The organism is Ruminococcus flavefaciens ND2009, from assembly GCF_000621785.1.
Classification (GTDB): domain Bacteria; phylum Bacillota; class Clostridia; order Oscillospirales; family Ruminococcaceae; genus Ruminococcus; species Ruminococcus flavefaciens_C.
In genome coordinates this window covers 138,145-154,231 of sequence record NZ_JHXI01000011.1, presented here as the reverse complement: position 1 = coordinate 154,231, position 16,087 = coordinate 138,145, and the positions used below count along the sequence as shown (strand labels likewise).

19 protein-coding genes are annotated in these 16,087 nt (G+C 51.3%); 18 read left to right on the top strand and 1 reads right to left on the bottom strand.

The window, feature by feature from the left end; genetic code table 11:
* Positions 1-67 precede the first annotated feature (67 nt).
* The 16 genes from T488_RS0103690 to T488_RS0103615 all read left to right on the top strand — a co-directional run bounded on the left by T488_RS0103690 (position 68) and on the right by T488_RS0103615 (position 13,141).
* Positions 68-631, top strand: a complete 564-nt coding sequence (locus T488_RS0103690) for a metalloprotease family protein (RefSeq protein WP_028519633.1) — start codon at positions 68-70, stop codon at positions 629-631.
* 23 nt (positions 632-654) lie between these two features.
* Positions 655-1,131 (top strand): Cys-tRNA(Pro) deacylase, encoded by a 477-nt coding sequence (ybaK, locus tag T488_RS0103685; protein WP_028519632.1) that lies wholly within the window; start codon positions 655-657, stop codon positions 1,129-1,131.
* A gap of 34 nt (positions 1,132-1,165) precedes the next feature.
* Positions 1,166-2,950 (top strand): sensor domain-containing diguanylate cyclase, encoded by a 1,785-nt coding sequence (locus T488_RS0103680; protein WP_028519631.1) that lies wholly within the window; start codon positions 1,166-1,168, stop codon positions 2,948-2,950.
* 140 nt (positions 2,951-3,090) lie between these two features.
* On the top strand, positions 3,091-3,618 hold the full coding sequence (locus T488_RS0103675) for a hypothetical protein (RefSeq protein WP_028519630.1): 528 nt from the start codon (positions 3,091-3,093) through the stop codon (positions 3,616-3,618).
* Positions 3,619-3,822: 204 nt separating this feature from the next.
* Positions 3,823-4,251, top strand: a complete 429-nt coding sequence (locus tag T488_RS0103670) for an Hsp20/alpha crystallin family protein (RefSeq protein ID WP_242838296.1) — start codon at positions 3,823-3,825, stop codon at positions 4,249-4,251.
* Positions 4,252-4,565: 314 nt separating this feature from the next.
* Positions 4,566-5,393 carry a Cof-type HAD-IIB family hydrolase gene (locus T488_RS0103665; RefSeq protein ID WP_028519628.1) on the top strand — a complete coding sequence of 276 codons (828 nt, stop codon included), beginning with the start codon at positions 4,566-4,568 and terminating at the stop codon, positions 5,391-5,393.
* A gap of 204 nt (positions 5,394-5,597) precedes the next feature.
* Positions 5,598-7,328 carry an indolepyruvate ferredoxin oxidoreductase subunit alpha gene (gene iorA, locus T488_RS0103660; protein WP_028519627.1) on the top strand — a complete coding sequence of 577 codons (1,731 nt, stop codon included), beginning with the start codon at positions 5,598-5,600 and terminating at the stop codon, positions 7,326-7,328.
* Between the two features lie 204 nt (positions 7,329-7,532).
* Positions 7,533-7,760, top strand: a complete 228-nt coding sequence (locus T488_RS0103655; protein ID WP_028519626.1) for a hypothetical protein — start codon at positions 7,533-7,535, stop codon at positions 7,758-7,760.
* The gene (locus T488_RS0103650) at positions 7,738-8,136 is read left to right on the top strand and encodes a hypothetical protein (RefSeq protein ID WP_028519625.1); all 399 of its coding nucleotides are present in this window, start codon (positions 7,738-7,740) and stop codon (positions 8,134-8,136) included. Before T488_RS0103655 ends, T488_RS0103650 begins: the two co-directional genes overlap by 23 nt.
* 17 nt (positions 8,137-8,153) lie before the next feature.
* The gene (locus T488_RS0103645) at positions 8,154-9,437 is read left to right on the top strand and encodes a DUF308 domain-containing protein (protein WP_028519624.1); all 1,284 of its coding nucleotides are present in this window, start codon (positions 8,154-8,156) and stop codon (positions 9,435-9,437) included.
* Between the two features lie 27 nt (positions 9,438-9,464).
* The gene (locus tag T488_RS0103640) at positions 9,465-10,040 is read left to right on the top strand and encodes an indolepyruvate oxidoreductase subunit beta (RefSeq protein ID WP_028519623.1); all 576 of its coding nucleotides are present in this window, start codon (positions 9,465-9,467) and stop codon (positions 10,038-10,040) included.
* 48 nt (positions 10,041-10,088) lie between these two features.
* On the top strand, positions 10,089-10,448 hold the full coding sequence (locus T488_RS0103635) for a four helix bundle protein (RefSeq protein WP_028519622.1): 360 nt from the start codon (positions 10,089-10,091) through the stop codon (positions 10,446-10,448).
* A 65-nt stretch (positions 10,449-10,513) separates the two neighbouring features.
* A complete protein-coding gene (locus T488_RS0103630) occupies positions 10,514-11,821 on the top strand; it encodes a phenylacetate--CoA ligase family protein (protein WP_028519621.1) in 1,308 nt (435 codons plus the stop codon).
* Between the two features lie 44 nt (positions 11,822-11,865).
* Positions 11,866-12,108 carry a hypothetical protein gene (locus T488_RS0103625; protein WP_028519620.1) on the top strand — a complete coding sequence of 81 codons (243 nt, stop codon included), beginning with the start codon at positions 11,866-11,868 and terminating at the stop codon, positions 12,106-12,108.
* 39 nt (positions 12,109-12,147) lie between these two features.
* On the top strand, positions 12,148-12,582 hold the full coding sequence (locus T488_RS0103620) for an amino acid-binding protein (protein WP_028519619.1): 435 nt from the start codon (positions 12,148-12,150) through the stop codon (positions 12,580-12,582).
* Between the two features lie 124 nt (positions 12,583-12,706).
* Positions 12,707-13,141 carry a zinc ribbon domain-containing protein gene (locus tag T488_RS0103615; protein WP_028519618.1) on the top strand — a complete coding sequence of 145 codons (435 nt, stop codon included), beginning with the start codon at positions 12,707-12,709 and terminating at the stop codon, positions 13,139-13,141.
* On the opposite strand, the gene T488_RS16880 is transcribed toward T488_RS0103615, so the two are convergent.
* Complete coding sequence (locus T488_RS16880) at positions 13,142-13,567, bottom strand: putative ABC transporter permease (protein WP_051536241.1); 426 nt, start codon at positions 13,565-13,567, stop codon at positions 13,142-13,144. It lies immediately after the preceding gene.
* A 32-nt stretch (positions 13,568-13,599) separates the two neighbouring features.
* On the opposite strand from T488_RS16880, the gene malQ reads away from it, so the two are divergent.
* Positions 13,600-15,111, top strand: a complete 1,512-nt coding sequence (gene malQ, locus T488_RS0103605; protein WP_278245058.1) for a 4-alpha-glucanotransferase — start codon at positions 13,600-13,602, stop codon at positions 15,109-15,111.
* The gene (locus T488_RS0103600; protein WP_028519616.1) at positions 15,108-16,082 is read left to right on the top strand and encodes a hypothetical protein; all 975 of its coding nucleotides are present in this window, start codon (positions 15,108-15,110) and stop codon (positions 16,080-16,082) included. Before malQ ends, T488_RS0103600 begins: the two co-directional genes overlap by 4 nt.
* Positions 16,083-16,087: the final 5 nt, after the last annotated feature.

Below are 16,087 nucleotides of genomic sequence, written 5' to 3'. Positions count from 1 at the left end.
CTCCCGGCGTCCCGAGTAAGGGCGGATATTATCCGCCCATGGTTTTATTTGTTATACGGAGAAATATATGAAGATAAAGTTCATGGGAAAATACAATAATGACCCGAAGTCGTTGCCAAAGGGCGAAATGATATCGGGAGCACACAGGATAAAGAAGATAGATAATCTTGCGGTTCTCACTCTGGTGATGACACTGATCTCCTGCGTTCTTGGCTATCTGTTCCTGATACTTCTTGTAAATACCTTCGGCAGGGAGCTTCTCAGCATTGCGGGAGTCGTGGCTGCAATGCTTGCATTTGTTTTTATGATCCCCCATGAATACATCCACGCTGTATGCTTCAAAGAGGAGTCCTATATATATGTAGGAAACGGACTGCTTTTTGCAATGTCTCCCGAGCATATGAGCAAAAAGAGGTATCTTTTTATGTTGATGCTGCCGTTTTTGCTGCTGGGAGCACTTCCGCTGGTCGCCGGTCTGATCTTTCACTGGTCTCCGCCTGCGATCTTCGGAGCTCTGAGTATAATTACCTGTACGGGCGACTTGTATTTTGCGGCAAATGCGCTGGTGCAGGTGCCGTCAAGGGGGAAGATATACCTTTATGATATGGTGAATTTCTGGTATGTGGACTGAGATAAGACAGTGGGAGAAAAACAATGGGCAAGGAACTAAAGACCAACGCAATGCGTTTTCTGGATAAAAGCAAGATAGAATACACCGTGCAGACCTACGAGTGCGAGGAGTTCATCGACGGCATACACACCGCTGAGAAGCTGGGACAGCCCCTTGATGAGACCTTCAAGACACTGGTGGCACAGGGCAAGAGCGGAAGCTATTACTGCTTCCTGCTGCCCGTAGCTCTGGAGCTGGACCTGAAAAAGGCGGCAAAGAGCGTGGGGGAGAAGTCCGTGGAGCTGCTCCATGTCAAAGACATCACCAAGATAACGGGCTACGTCCGCGGCGGCTGCACCCCTATCGGCATGAAGAAGCAGTTCATGACGGTGATACACCGTACCGCAGAGGAGCTTCCCCTGTTCTACATCAGCGGCGGACGCATAGGCACACAGATACGCCTCTCACCTCAGGAGCTGGTGAAGGCGATACGGGGCAAATTCGAGGATATAATACTCTGAGTTACTGAAAGCACGGAGGAAAGGAGGACAGTATATGAGCGGCGGACAGATAAGCAGCGACCTCTACGTCATAGGCAGAGCCGTGGTTGACAGAAGTCTCCACACCCAGAGCGGTGACGAGGCGTTCTTCACGTTTTTCGGCAACGACGTCACCTATTCCATCAGGCGAACTATCTGTGACGAGGACTACCCCAGGATACTTGACTGCGTGGAGAACGCGGCAGTGGGCGAGATAAAGAGCACCGTCATACGCATGAAGGGCGTCAGCGGCGTCTACCGCTGGATACTGGCTTCCGTGAAGCTCCGAATGGCAGAGGGGACAGAGCCCCTCTACAGCATGACCTTCAGCGATATTGAGTCTCTTGAAAGACTTGCATTCGGCAGGGAGCGGAAGCTCAGCGAGTACCGCCATGTGCTGAGCCTCATATCCGACCTTGCTTTTGAGTACAGCTTCGAGACCAAGCGCATCAAGATATATATGTTCGACTGCTTCCGCGAGATAGTCCTCACCGACGAGGAGCTGGAGACATGGCGGAAGAACGCTATTGACAGCGGCAGCGTTATGCCGCGGTATATCGAGATATTCAACTCCCTGTGCAGGGACATCAGCAGCGGAGTCTACCGCTTTGACTACGAGTTCGAGACCTCCGTACTGACAGGCGGCAAGACCAGGGAGATGTGCCTTTTCCGCGGCATAACGCGGTATGACTCTCCCGACAGCCGCAAGGTCAGCGGAATTATCTCCGTGGTCACCTCCCGAAGCAAGAGCAAGGACGTAAATCTTGCCCTTGAAGCCAACCGTGACGCTCTTTCGGGACTTCTCAACAAGACCGCAGTCACCTCAGTAGCTCAGAAGATACTGGGTGAAAGGCCCTCATACAGGGTAAATCTTGTGGTGCTGGACATTGACAACTTCACGGAGATAAACAACGTCTACGGACATCTTTTCGGCGACGAGGTGGTATACACCGTCGCCCGCATAATCAAGACCGAGACAGGCAGCCGCGGTGTTGCAGGCAGGATAAGCGGCGGCAGCTTCCTCATAGTCCTTGAGGACACCCGTGACGAGGAGGACCTGCGAGGGATACTCCGCGCCATAAGGACAAATACGGAGTTCGCCTTTGCGGACCGCTTCCAGAATTTCCGCCTTACCTGCTCAATGGGCATATCCACCTATCCCGTGGACAGCCGCAGCTATGACGAGCTTTTCATGCAGGCGGACAAGGCGCTTCTCATAGCCCAGGAAAAGGGACAGAACCGCTATGTCATCTATGATGTGGAGAAGCACGGTCCCGTAGAGCGGGACGCAGGGGGCAAGATAGCCTTCCTCAGCGGAAAGGGCGAGTCCTCGGAGAAGCTCGGCTTTGTCAGCGGTCTCTGCGAGAGCCTTGTGCTTGGCAGAGTTCCCGATATGTCAGTGTTGCTGGAGCAGGTCAGGAGCAAGTTCGGGCTTGACGATATATGCGTATTCTCGGGCAGTGATATGGGACTTACCCTGAGCTGCGGAAATGCTGCCTCCAAAAACGCCGCCTACCTCTTTGAAAACGACTATACGGACAGGTTTTCGGGAGACGGCATATTCGTCATAGACAACGTCAACGAGCTTGAGGGGCGTGACGACAACGCCTTCGGGCAGCTCACTGCCCAGCATATCGGCGGCGCAGTCCAGTACCTCATGACCGAGGACAGCATGGTGAAGGGAGTCATTTCCTTCTGCTACATAGACCGCTTCAAGAAGTGGTCGGTGACGGACATAAACTACTTTGCCATTATCGGCAGGACCATTACAGCCCTGCTGAAGAAGCAGGCATACATCTGAATACAGGCGCCGATAGTGCAATATGTGCAAAATCGGCGCTTTTGTTTTGTTCATTCATACAAAGTTTCGGAAAAAAGTGACGAAATGCCCCTCTGAAACGCACTTATATATAGAAAACGTTCAGTCAAGGAGGGGACACTATGGAACGGACACTGGCAGCATTTTCGGCGATAGTACTGCTCATCGGCTGCTTTTCGGGCTGCGGCAGGAGCGAGGAGCCGAGAGAGATAAAAATGCCCGATATAACATTCATGTACACCTACAGCTTTGAAGGCGCGTATCAGCTTACCTTCTGTGACAGTGCGGGCAACTACTACAGGGCGATGACGGACGAGGTCTGCACCATGGGAATTGACAGCCTCAGTGAGAAATTCGCCTCAGGAGCCCTTGACGATGACATCAGGCTTGTGAAGAACTGTGACAAGGCAGCCCTTGAAAAAGCGTATACCATGCTTGCAAAAGCTTCGGGAGCCGAGGGCAGAGAGCTTGAATATCCCGAAGCGCTTCCCACTGTGGAGGCTCCCGAGGAGCGCTGGTACGGGCTGTACTACGACAATGACGGCAAGCTGAAAACTGTGGCTTTCCACGCAAGCACCTGCATGACAGATGTCGCCACAGGCAATGAAGACCTCAACGAAGTCTACGAATGGTTCTCCGATACATTCTGAAAAACGACAAATTAGCACTCTCGACCTGAGAGTGCTAATTTTCATTGTCCTGTCACATACCTGTGATATTCCTTTCAAAAAACGGCAGTATCATATAGACAATGAAACGAAAGGAAGCGATACCGATGGAAAGTGCATATAATGAGGAAAACTGCATAGAATAAACTCACGGATAAATATGAAACCAAATTGGAGGTATGACTTATGATGTATGGACTTACACCCTTCGGAAGAACAGGCTTCGGCCTCTGGGACGCATTCAATGACTTTGACAATAACTTTTTCGGCGACAGTATGCCGATAAACTCCTGCCGCACCGACATCCGCGATGACGGAGACAAGTACGTTATGGAGTCGGAGCTTCCGGGCTTCGAGAAAGAGGACATCAAGCTTGACATCAACGGCACACAGCTCACCATAGCTGCGGAGCACAGTACAAACAACGATGAGAAGGACGAAAAAGGCAATTATATCCGCCGCGAGCGCACCTTCGGCTCATACAAGAGGAGCTTCGACGTCTCCGATGTGGACACAGAGGCTATCAGCGCGGCATACAAGAACGGAATCCTCACACTTGAGCTCCCGAAGAAGAAGCCCGAGGAGCCCGTTTCCAAGAGACTTGAGATCAAATAACTTTCATATATACACATCCCTTCCGTGTACTTTCACTTGCGGCAAAAGCTGGTTACCGAGCCTGAAACTATGGCTCGGTATTTTTTTTGCCGCGATTCAGCCGTAGGGGGCTCCCCTCACCCGTCAGCGATGACGGGGTATTTTTTTGCTCCGAGGGCGTAAGATTATGCAGTATTTACATTCGCAGCGCCCTAATTCCGTCGGAATAGACAAATTGCAGGCAAGGTAAAAATTTAATCTTCACTTTTCTCTTAAAATATGTTATAATGCTATTATGAGTATCTATGTGATGATTCGGGAGGTGAGGTCATAATTTGAAAAGGCTCTATATCTCAGACCTTGACGGTACACTGCTGGATTCCTCGGGTATCGTCACCGCCGGGACCGCAGATACTCTCAACAGGCTGATCTCGGAGGGGATGTATTTTACCTTTGCCACAGCCCGTTCACCATACTCCATAGTCCATATCACAGCGCCGCTGAAAATAAGTGTGCCCTGCATACTTATGAACGGCGTAAGCATATACGACAGGGACAGGAGAGAATTCGTAAAGAACGAGTTCATTCCCGTGTCCGCGTCCCATGAAGCACTGAGGGCATTCGAGGAGAATGACGTCCGCTGCTTCATGTACAAGATATGCGGCGGAGTGCTGACCTGCTGCTATTCCGAGATCACTACGGCTGTCATGCGAAGCTTTGCGGAGGTCCGCAAAAACCGCTACAACAAGCCATTCGTGCAGTACGACAGGCTCATAGACCACGCCGACAGCCAGGTGGTGTACCTCACCACCACGGGAGACCATGACAGGCTTTATCCCGTAAAGCAGGCGGCAGATGGCATAGAGGGACTGGACTGCGCCTTCTATAAGGACACCTACGAGGACAAGTGGTATCTGGAGCTTTTCTCCCATAAGGCGTCAAAAGCCAACGGAGTGAAGTATCTCCGCGAGAGATACGGCTTTGACGAGGTAGTCGCCTTCGGGGACAACCTCAACGACCTGCCCATGTTTGCACAGGCGGATATAAAGGTCGCCGTGGGCAATGCAAGGGACGAGGTGAAGGCTGCCGCCGACCATATCATCGGCACCTGCGATGAGGACGGCGTGGCACAGTGGCTGAAAGCCGTGAACTTTAATCAATAACAAAAAGCGGCGCAGCCGCAGCATCGGGATTCTCAAGGGAGGCTCTCCCTTGAGCAGAGGGGTGTGCGAGGGGAGACAGCGTCTCCCCTGAAAAGTAGTGTGACGAGCGAAGCTATGTCACACGGCTGGAACGTATTTCTTCCCTCGGCTTGCCCGACGGAAAAACATCAATATGCTAAATAACATGAAAGGAATATACATAAAATGAAGAAACTTATGCTTGGAAACGAAGCCTTTGCAAGAGGCTTATACGAGGCAGGATGTCGGGTAGTATCAAGCTATCCCGGAACACCCTCCACGGAGATCACCGAAGAGGTGGCAAAGTACGATGAGGTCTACGCAGAGTGGGCGCCCAATGAGAAGGTAGCTATGGAGACTGCTCTGGGAGCTTCCATCGCAGGCGCAAGAAGCTTCTGCGGAATGAAGCACGTTGGTCTCAATGTTGCCGCAGACCCCCTCTACACAGCAGGCTACACAGGCGTCAACGCAGGTATGGTCATCGCAGTTGCCGACGACCAGGGTATGCACTCCTCACAGAACGAGCAGGACAGCCGTCACCATGCTATCGCTTCAAAGGTGCCTATGCTGGAGCCCTCCGACTCTACAGAATGTAAGGAGTTCGTCAAGCTGGCATTTGAGCTCTCAGAGAAGTTTGACGCTCCCTTTATAGTAAGAATGTCCACAAGAGTTGCTCACTCACAGAGCATAGTTGAGATGGAGGACCGTCAGGAGCTTCCCCTCAAGGACTATGAAAAGAATCCCTCAAAGTTCGTAATGATGCCTGCTTACGCAAAGGGCAGACACGTTTTCGTTGAGGAGCGCACAAAGAAGCTCATCGAGTACGCAGAGACCTCTCCCCTCAACAGAGTGGAGCTCTCCGACAAGGCTGAGTTCGGTGTTATCACCAACGGCGCCTGCTATCAGTACGTTAAGGAAGCTCTGGGTGAGAAGGCTTCCGTGCTGAAGCTGGGCATGGTAAATCCTCTCCCCGAGAAGCTCATTCAGGACTTCGCAAAGAAGTACGAGCAGATCTACGTCATCGAGGAGCTTGACGGCATAATCGAGGAGCACTGCCGCAACATCGGTGTAAACAACGTAAAGGGCAAGGAGATATTCGGCTATATCGGCGAGCTTCCCCAGTCCGTTATCGCAGAGAAGATACTGGGCGAGAAGAAGGACTTCGTTGCCCTTGAGGACAATATCCCTGTTCGTCCTCCCGTAATGTGTGCAGGATGTCCCCACAGAGGACTGTTCTACTGCCTCAAGAAGCTGGGCGTTACCGTATCGGGAGACATCGGCTGCTACACTCTCGGAGCTGCCGCACCTCTCAACGCTATCGATACAACTATCTGCATGGGCGCTTCCATTTCGGGTCTCCACGGCTTCAACAAGGCTCGCGGAGCGGAGTCCGAGCACAAGAGCGTGGCAGTTATCGGCGATTCCACCTTCATGCACAGCGGTATGACAGGTCTGGTAAATATCGCCTACAATAATTCAAATTCAACAGTTATCATACTTGACAACTCCATCACAGGCATGACAGGTCATCAGCAGAACCCCACCACAGGAAAGAACCTGAAGGGCGATCCTGCTGCTGCCGTAAATCTGGAGGAGCTGTGCAAGGCTATCGGAATCAAGCGCGTAAGAGTCACAGACCCCTACAAGCTTGCGGAGACAGAGGCAGCTATCAAGGAGGAGCTTGCTGCGGATGAGGCATCGGTAATTATTTCCCGCCGTCCCTGTGCACTTCTCAAGTATGTAAAGCACAATCCGCCTCTCAAGGTGAATGCAGACAAGTGTGTAGGCTGCAAGATGTGTATGAAGCTGGGCTGTCCTGCAATATCCATGCGTGACGGCAAGGCAGTCATCGACCATACACAGTGCGTAGGCTGCGGAATATGCCAGGAGCAGTGCAAGTTAGGCGCTATTGAATAAGAAAAATCAAGGGGTTGAACTGCATTGACCATGCTGGGAGCGGAGGCACTCCGCCAGGAGCAGTGCAAGTTGGGTGCTATCGAATAATATGTAGGGGACGGCGTCCCCGACGTCCCGAACCTGCACCGCGGAGTTTACACAGCGTTCCTCATAAAACGATCTGTTTGAAATATAATGCCACACAGCAAATAACGGAGAATAGCTATGAAGATCAGAACAATATACTGTCCTTACTGCAATGTACAGATGAAGTACATGGGAACGAAGCGAATACAGCTTGGACGCACGGGCTTCATAATAGGCGACTGGGACAATCTCCTGTCGGGAGCTCTTACAGTAAGCATCTATGAATGCCCCAGGTGCGGAAAGCTTGAACTTTTCAGATTTAAGAAGACAAAGAGGAAAAAAGATGATACAGTTACCGATATATGAGGAATTCGCCCACTGGCTGGACGACCTTCTCGAGAATAACGAAATGCCCGAGAGTACTCAGGCTTACTGCTTCAATTTATATGAGGAGTCTGACGAGGACCACATCTACGGCGTACAGCTGGTTGCTGCCGGGGATTTCGACCCCGAGGACAAGGAAGGCGAGTGGGCTTGCGAGGAGGTCTGGAGCAGCGGCGAGAATATCTTCACGGTGGATACCTCAGACGAGGAGGACACAGGCTGGTCTCACGCTCAGGAGCTGTTTAAGGAAATGGCTGAGGAGTACCTCGCAAACGGAAAATATGCCGATGTTATCAAGGGGGCAAAGGGCGTCGCCATAGGCTTTGTGGACGGCGATCTTGAGATCATCGCGCAGTGATATAGGAGGATAACGGTATGGACGACCTTATGACGGGGATCAGCGGCATGAATGACCTGAGCGGCAATCACGGGGCTGCGCAGGGAGCTCAGAGCGTTTACGATCCCGCAGGAGCTGCTCCGGCAAGTGCGCCGAGGAGCACATCTGATGATATACTCAGCGCGCTGGATCAGATGAACAGCGCTTTCGGACAGCTTGGTGAAAATAAAGCCGTATCGCAGCAGTCCACACAGCCCGCAGCACCGCAGTCCACAGGCTACGGAGCACAGCAGAGCAGCTACGGACAGCAGTCAACACAGTCAACAGCACCGCAGTCCACAGGCTACGGAGTACAGCAGGGCGGCTACGGACAGCAGTCCACACAGTCAGCAGCACCGCAGTCCACAGGCTACGGAGCACAGCAGAGCAGCTACGGACAGCAGTCCGCGCCACAGCAGCCTGCACCTCAGCCTGTAAAGGTCAACGATATGGGCTATTCCAGCGACGATTACAAATACGATCCGCGCCGTATGAACTACGGTCAGCGCGGCAATAGTTACGGAGCGCCGACCGCACCGCAGTCCCCTCAGCAGGGCTACGGAGCGCAGCAGAACAGCTATGGTCAGCAGCAGAGCGGCGGCTACAGACAGCCGTCTTCAGGCTATGGCGGACAGCAGAGCAGCTACGGTAATCAGCCGGCAGGCTACGGAAACGCACAGAGCGGCTATGGCAGCGATGCTTACAGATACAATCCCTATAATAACTACAACTCCACCGACTCAATGGTGATGAGGTCCGCAGGAAGCAGCGATTCAGACTTCACAGCTATGCTGAAGGGCATCCTCGGAGCGGTCATCGGTGCCATACCCGGTATGCTGCTGATGATACTTGTGGCAAGATTCGGCTTCATTGCGGCTCTCTGCGGAGCGGTTATGGCGATATGTATCTTCTTCGGCTACAAGCTCATGACCGGGAAAAGCTGGCTCAGTGCCAAGACCGGTCTCATAATCTGCGGAATAGTTATGGTCATAGCGGTATACTTCTCCGTAAAGATCTCATGGACCTTCGCCCTTGTGGACGCCATTGAGGAAGCCAAGGAGCTCACCAAGGCATTTGATTCATACGGTTTATCCGATACCTACTACAAGAGCATTCTCGGCGGAGATACAACCCCCACCTTCGGCAACTGCTGGGACAACTTCGGCGATATACTTTCAGCCGTCGGCGCAAAGGGAAGATTTGTGGCTTCACTGGCTGAGAACTACCTTTTCGCAGCAATTGGCGCTGTCGGAACATTCATAAAGTTCGGCAGAGAAAACTGACAATAAACTTTTAAGGAGTAATATAAAATGGAAACTAAATCGATCATGATAGTCGGCGTAGGCGGACAGGGTTCGCTTCTCGCTTCAAGACTTCTGGGAAATGTGCTTCTTGCACAGGGCTATGACGTAAAGGTAAGCGAGGTACACGGAATGTCGCAGAGAGGCGGCTCCGTTGTAACATATGTAAAGTACGGTGAGAAGGTATATTCTCCCGTTATCGAGAAGGGCGAGGCAGATGCTGTCATCTCCTTCGAGCTCCTTGAGGCTGCAAGATGCCTTCCTTATCTCAAGAAGGGCGGCAAGCTCATCACCTCAACACAGCAGATAGATCCTATGCCCGTTATCACAGGTGCAGCACAGTACCCCGAGAATCTTGTTGAGAAGCTGAAGGCAGCAGGCGTCGAGCTGGTAGCAGTTGACGCTCTCTCACTGGCAGAGCAGGCAGGTACCGCAAAGGCTTCAAACGTTGTCCTCATGGGCGTACTTGCTTCCCGTATGGACTATCCCGACGAGCTGTGGCAGAAGGCACTTGAGCAGTGCGTACCGCCCAAGTTCCTTGAGCTGAACAAGAAGGCATTCGAGCTGGGAAAGGCTGCTAAGTGATCAGTGCATAGTGCATAGTGATCAGTGCTTAGAGTCGGGGGAGAGATCATGAATAGCTATCGCGAGCTTATAGTATGGCAGAAGTCCATGCAATTAGTCAGAGCTGTTTACCTGCTTCTTGAAGCTTTGCCGCGGAAGGAGTTATATGCTCTTGATTCGCAAATGAGGCGGGCGGTAATATCTATTCCTTCAAATATTGCAGAAGGTCAAGGCAGGAGTACGGCAAAAGAATTCGTACATTACCTTTCTATCGCAAGAGGATCAAAATTTGAGCTTGAAACACAGATGCTCATATGTATCGAACTCGGATATTTTTCTTCGGAAAGCGCTGAAACTGCATTGGGATTATGTGATGAGATCGGCAAAATGATCAATTCTATGATCTCTAAACTAAGCACTAAGCTCTGACAACTAAAAACTTGAACATAATAAACTTCACATAAAAAATCCAAATCAAAGGAGTATGAAGTCCAATGGAAAAATATTGGAACAAGGAGATCGAATGTGCGTCACGGGAAGATATGAAAAAGCTCCAGGACGAGCGTCTCGTTGCACAGGTAAAGCACGTTTATGAAAACGTTAAGTACTACCGCGATCTCATGGACGAAAAGGGCGTTAAGCCCGAGGACATCAAGGGAACGGATGACCTTCACAAGCTTCCTTTCCTCAGTAAGGCAGATCTCAGAGAGGCATACCCTTACGGACTTCTTGCCAAGCCCCTTGGCGAGTGCGTAAGGATACATTCCACCAGCGGCACAACAGGCAAGAGAGTAGTTGCCTTCTACACACAGAAAGATGTTGATATGTGGGAGGACTGCTGTGCAAGAGCTATCACTGCCGCAGGCGGCGACGAAAATGACGTATGTCAGGTGGCTTACGGCTACGGACTGTTCACAGGCGGAGCAGGTCTCCACGGCGGCTCACACAAGGTAGGCTGTCTGACCCTCCCCATGAGCTCGGGAAATACCGAGAGACAGATACAGTTTATGCGTGACCTCGGTGCAACTATCCTTTGCTGTACTCCTTCCTATGCGGCGTACATCGGCGAGACACTTCAGGAAATGGGACTTACTCCCGACGATATAAAGCTGAAGGCAGGTATCTTCGGCGCAGAGCCCTGGACCGAGGAAATGCGCCGTACCATCGAGAAGTCGCTGGGTATCAAGGCTTACGATATCTACGGACTTACAGAGTCCAGCGGTCCCGGTGTTGCATTTGAGTGCTCGGAGCAGAACGGTATGCACATCAACGAGGATAACTTCATTCCCGAGATCATTGATCCCGAGACAGGAGAGGTGCTCCCCGAGGGACAGGTGGGCGAGCTGGTATTCACAAGCATAACCAAGGAAGCCTTCCCCCTTCTCCGCTACCGCACAAGGGACCTCTGCGTCCTCAGCAGAAAGAAGTGCTCATGCGGAAGAACTCTCATCAAGATGGCTAAGCCCATGGGCAGAAGCGACGATATGATGATAATCCGCGGCGTAAATGTATTCCCCTCACAGATCGAGACAGTTCTCATCGAGCAGGGCTATTCACCCAACTACCTCATCGAGGTGGACCGCGTAAACAATACCGATACTCTCGACATCAGCGTAGAGATGAACCCCGACCAGTTCTCGGACAAGGTCAAGGATATGCAGAAGCAGGAGCACGATCTTGCCGTTGCTATCAAGACCATGCTGGGCATCAATCCCAAGGTACATCTGGTATCTCCCAAGTCCATCATAAGAAGCGAGGGCAAGGCGGTAAGAGTCATCGACAAGAGAAAGCTCCACGACTGATACCGGGGGGATAGGGTATCAATTACCATTCAGGAGGTACATTTATGAAGATAAAGCTATTTTCCACAAATTATATGCCCGAGCAGGAGAAGTACCAGAGATTTGCGGCTTTTGAGAATGAGCTCAATCAGTTCATCGCCGGTGTTGACGTCATCGACATCAAGTTCAGCACCTCATCGGGACTCTGTCACGACGCACAGACCCATGTAAACGAGTATGTGGACGAGCTCTCTGTTCTCGTTATGTATGAGGACAAGCCCAAGACCTCAGACAAGAAGAAGGCGTAAGGCTTCTCCCGTGGACACAGCGAAAAGGAGGAAGAAAGTATGTCAAATGTAAAACAGATCTCAGTTTTTGTGGATAACAGACCAAATCAGGCGGCAGGCGTTATGCGCATAATCAAGGAGAGCGGCGTCAACCTGAGAGCCCTCAGCCTTGCGGATACCGCTGATTTCGGCATAATCAGACTCATCGCCAACGATACCGAAAAGGCGGTGGAGATACTCAAGGAGGCTTCCTTTGCAGTAAACGTGACAGAGGTGCTTGCTATTTCCATTCCCGATACTCCCGGTCAGCTCAGCCGCGTTCTGGACGTATTGGGTCAGGATAATGTCAACGTTGAGTATATGTACTCATTCCTCGGAACTTCCGACAGAGCGGTGTCATTTGTTATCCGTGTGGACGACAATGCACAGGCTTCGGAAGCCCTCAACAGGGGCGGTATTATTCAGCTTACCGAAAATGATATAGCCGAAATGTGAGTATTGCACAAAACAGAGGCTGCTTTTTAAATTTATTATGAAAACTCTTGACACAATTCCGATTGGTGTTGTATAATAGAAGTGCAATATTTAACGAGAAAATATTCGACAGGAGTGATGGAAAATGGGTATTCTCGATAAATTTAATGACGCAAGCAGAGGTGTATCCGAAAAAGCAAAAAGCATCTCTGAGGCAAATAACCTCAAAAGGAAGATCCTTTATGAGGAAGAAAGGATAGTAGAGATCTTTACCGACATCGGAAAGAGATACTACAAGAATCCCGGCGAGGACCCGGCAGCTCTTAAGGTACTTTGCGACGATATTGACACAAGACGCAGAAGGATCAAGAAGATGAGATTTGAGCTCAACGGCATAAGAGGCTATAAGATCTGCCCCAAGTGCGATGCTGAGGTCAATGAGCGCTTCCAGTTCTGCGGACGCTGCGGTGCAAGGCTCCCCGACATCGAGGACGAGGACTTCATGTCCCTTGAACCCAATGATTATTATACAGAAAGCAGTAATAATTTCTTTAATGCGGATCCCAACAAGAACTATTGATCACAAAGGCTGTTCTGAGGCTATCGGAACAGCCTTTTTGTACACATTACCTGCGAAGCGGCTGTTCATTGCAAGGCAGAGCCCCCGGGCAGGTATGCACAGTATGAACCAGAAGCAGGAGAAGGGGATACAGACCTGTCCAAGAAAATTCAGGGGCATATCCGAGTAATCCCACACGTTCCAGTGCATAATGATATTGTCGAAAAATCCCACAGTGAACTCTATGGCGGTTATGAGGAGCGAGCCCGCAAGACAGCTCCTGATAAGCGTCATGGCAGGGCGGCTGTTGACGGCGCAGAGCAGTGTGAGCACGGCTCCGCCTGTCAGACACATGGTCCAGTGTGTATAGCCGCGGAGCAGTATCTCTATGAGACTGTAGCTGAAATAGCCCATGAGAAACGAGAAGAAAAGCTGCGAAAGCTTCATGATAACACCTCCTGTGTGTATTATCGGCGCTTTTGCGGAGATTATACAGTTACGAAACGGAGTTGAAGCATATGCGTAAAAGCTGCATACTTATGCATATATCCAGCCTGCCGTCGGAGTACGGCATTGGCAAAATGGGAAGAGCCGCATTTGAGTTCGTGGACTTCCTCAAAGCCGCAGAGGTGAAATGCTGGCAGATACTGCCCCTTTCGCCCACAAGCTACGGCGATTCGCCCTATCAGTCCTTCTCCGTGAAGGCAGGCAATCCCTACTTCATCGACTTTGAGGTGCTGGAGGGAGACGGTCTCCTTGAGCACCACGAGTTCGCCTCCTATGACTGGGAGAGCGAGAGGGACAAGGTGGATTACAGCCTTCAGTACGACCACTGCTTTGATGTGCTGAGAATGGCTTATGACCGCTTCAAGCCAGCTAAGTTTCCCGAATACAGGAAATTCTGCGAGGAGAACAAGAAATGGCTGGAGGACTACGCCCTGTTCATGGCGCTGAAATTTCGCTATGACGGCAAGCCCTGGTATGAGTGGGACGAGGATATAGCAATGCACCGTCCCAAGGCTGTGGCAGCTGCGAAAAAAGAGCTGAAAAAGGACATCGGCTTCAATAAGTTCATACAGTTCGAGTTCAGCAGACAGTGGAGGGAACTGAAAAAATACGCCAACGACAACGGTATCGAGATAATAGGCGATATTCCCATTTACTGCGCTCTGGACAGCGTTGAGGCGTGGGCGTCGCCGAAGCTTTTCCAGTTTGACAGAAAGCGCCGTCCCACCGCTGTGGCAGGCTGTCCGCCCGACGGCTTCTCACCTCTGGGGCAGCTCTGGGGCAATCCCCTCTACAACTGGGACTACCATAAGAAAACAGGCTATGAGTGGTGGATAGACCGTATCGGCGCGGCTGCGAAGCTCTACGATATTGTTCGCATTGACCACTTCCGCGGCTTCGAGAGCTATTACGCCATTCCCTACGGCAACGAGGACGCTACCGTGGGCGAGTGGAAGAAGGGTCCCGACTATGAGCTTTTCAAGTTGGCTGAGGAGAAGCTGGGCAGGCTCAACATCATTGCCGAGGACCTGGGCTTCATCACTCCCGAGGTAAGGGCAATGCTGGACAAGTGCGGCTATCCGGGCATGAAGGTGCTCCAGTTCGCGTTTTCCGACGGCGAGAACGAGTATCTGCCCCATAATTACAGCAGCACCAATTATTTCGCATATACGGGCACTCACGACAACGAGACCCTTATCGGCTGGGTAGACACTCTGGACAAGAAGTCGCTGAAGTTCGCCATGAAGTATCTGAACGTCAAGAGGAAGAAGGACATCCCTGCGGCGGTCATTCGTGCGGCATGGGGAAGCGTGGCGCAGGTGGCTGCGGCTCAGATACAGGACTTCCTTGACAGTCCCAAGGAGGGCAGGATGAATACTCCCTCGACTCTGGGCGGCAACTGGCAGTTCCGCACGAAGAAGGAGGACTTCACACCCGAGCTGGCTAAGAAAATAAAGAAACTGAACAGGTGGTATAATAGATGAAGAAACACGTTATAGCACTTGCTGCATTATTGTTTTTCACGGGATGCGGTTCGGTCAGAAATGAAAAACAGGCTTCAGACGAAGCAGAGACCACTTCCGTAACAAGCGCTGTTACAACCGAGACAACTGCTGCGGAAGCTTCGTCAACCGCAGTGACTACTGCTGCAAAAAGGACAACTTCAAAAGCAACAACTGCACAAACGACGACTGTGGCAGCTTCCGCAGGAAATACCTCAGCAGGCAATAAAAGCGGAGAAAACAGCGGTCAGTCAGACAAGGCTCCCGAGGCTCAGACTGAGGCAGCTGTTCAGAAGCACTATACTTCCTACGGTGAGGAGATACCCGAGGCGGAGTGGAACGGCATCTGCAAGGTCGGGGAGAAATACGGCATTGACTTCGAGGTCATATCACGTTTTCTCTGCTGGGAGTCGTGGCCCGAGAAAGTATATGATGAAGACGGCACAGAGCATATCATCGGCCGCTACCCCAGCGATCCTATGAGCGTTTACTATGGACTGCGCTGCAGCGACGGCACCGAATTCGATATCTATGTCAATGAAAATACAGACGTTGTGACTACGGACAGTTATCTTTTCGTGAAGTATCGGGAGCGGTTCAATGAGGAAGCAGGAGAGCTGTATCGGAAGCTTGTTCCCGGCTGCAAGGTAAATCTGAGAAATGTGGTAGGCACAGCTCTGCCGTTTGAGTGTTCTGCCGATATGACATATGAGGAGTTCCTGCAGGCGTTTATCGACAACGACGGTTATGTCAGAGCAAAACTGTATATCACCGACGGTATGGAAATACCAGATGGACTGGATATGTACAGATCACGCGATAAAAGACGCAAGCGCGGAGAGCTTGGCTATTATTGCAGCCTCACAGTGGGCAGGGTATCTCAGGAGGTCTTCGATAGATTTGAGGACGTTTCCACAGACATTGTGATGGATGAGGTTGAACGAGTATTCTAAAGGAG

What these genes read in the sequence shown, in the direction of transcription:
- T488_RS0103645 (WP_028519624.1), top strand. Translation starts at nt 8,154, where the DNA reads ATGGACGACCTTATGACGGGGATCAGCGGCATGAATGACCTGAGCGGC.
- T488_RS0103680 (WP_028519631.1), top strand. Translation starts at nt 1,166, where the DNA reads ATGAGCGGCGGACAGATAAGCAGCGACCTCTACGTCATAGGCAGAGCC.
- T488_RS0103630 (WP_028519621.1), top strand. Translation starts at nt 10,514, where the DNA reads ATGGAAAAATATTGGAACAAGGAGATCGAATGTGCGTCACGGGAAGAT.
- T488_RS0103600 (WP_028519616.1), top strand. Translation starts at nt 15,108, where the DNA reads ATGAAGAAACACGTTATAGCACTTGCTGCATTATTGTTTTTCACGGGA.
- T488_RS0103650 (WP_028519625.1), top strand. Translation starts at nt 7,738, where the DNA reads ATGATACAGTTACCGATATATGAGGAATTCGCCCACTGGCTGGACGAC.
- T488_RS0103625 (WP_028519620.1), top strand. Translation starts at nt 11,866, where the DNA reads ATGAAGATAAAGCTATTTTCCACAAATTATATGCCCGAGCAGGAGAAG.
- T488_RS0103640 (WP_028519623.1), top strand. Translation starts at nt 9,465, where the DNA reads ATGGAAACTAAATCGATCATGATAGTCGGCGTAGGCGGACAGGGTTCG.
- ybaK (WP_028519632.1), top strand. Translation starts at nt 655, where the DNA reads ATGGGCAAGGAACTAAAGACCAACGCAATGCGTTTTCTGGATAAAAGC.
- T488_RS0103655 (WP_028519626.1), top strand. Translation starts at nt 7,533, where the DNA reads ATGAAGATCAGAACAATATACTGTCCTTACTGCAATGTACAGATGAAG.
- T488_RS0103690 (WP_028519633.1), top strand. Translation starts at nt 68, where the DNA reads ATGAAGATAAAGTTCATGGGAAAATACAATAATGACCCGAAGTCGTTG.
- iorA (WP_028519627.1), top strand. Translation starts at nt 5,598, where the DNA reads ATGAAGAAACTTATGCTTGGAAACGAAGCCTTTGCAAGAGGCTTATAC.
- T488_RS0103675 (WP_028519630.1), top strand. Translation starts at nt 3,091, where the DNA reads ATGGAACGGACACTGGCAGCATTTTCGGCGATAGTACTGCTCATCGGC.
- T488_RS0103670 (WP_242838296.1), top strand. Translation starts at nt 3,823, where the DNA reads ATGATGTATGGACTTACACCCTTCGGAAGAACAGGCTTCGGCCTCTGG.
- T488_RS0103615 (WP_028519618.1), top strand. Translation starts at nt 12,707, where the DNA reads ATGGGTATTCTCGATAAATTTAATGACGCAAGCAGAGGTGTATCCGAA.
- T488_RS16880 (WP_051536241.1), bottom strand. Translation starts at nt 13,567, where the DNA reads ATGAAGCTTTCGCAGCTTTTCTTCTCGTTTCTCATGGGCTATTTCAGC.
- T488_RS0103635 (WP_028519622.1), top strand. Translation starts at nt 10,089, where the DNA reads ATGAATAGCTATCGCGAGCTTATAGTATGGCAGAAGTCCATGCAATTA.
- T488_RS0103620 (WP_028519619.1), top strand. Translation starts at nt 12,148, where the DNA reads ATGTCAAATGTAAAACAGATCTCAGTTTTTGTGGATAACAGACCAAAT.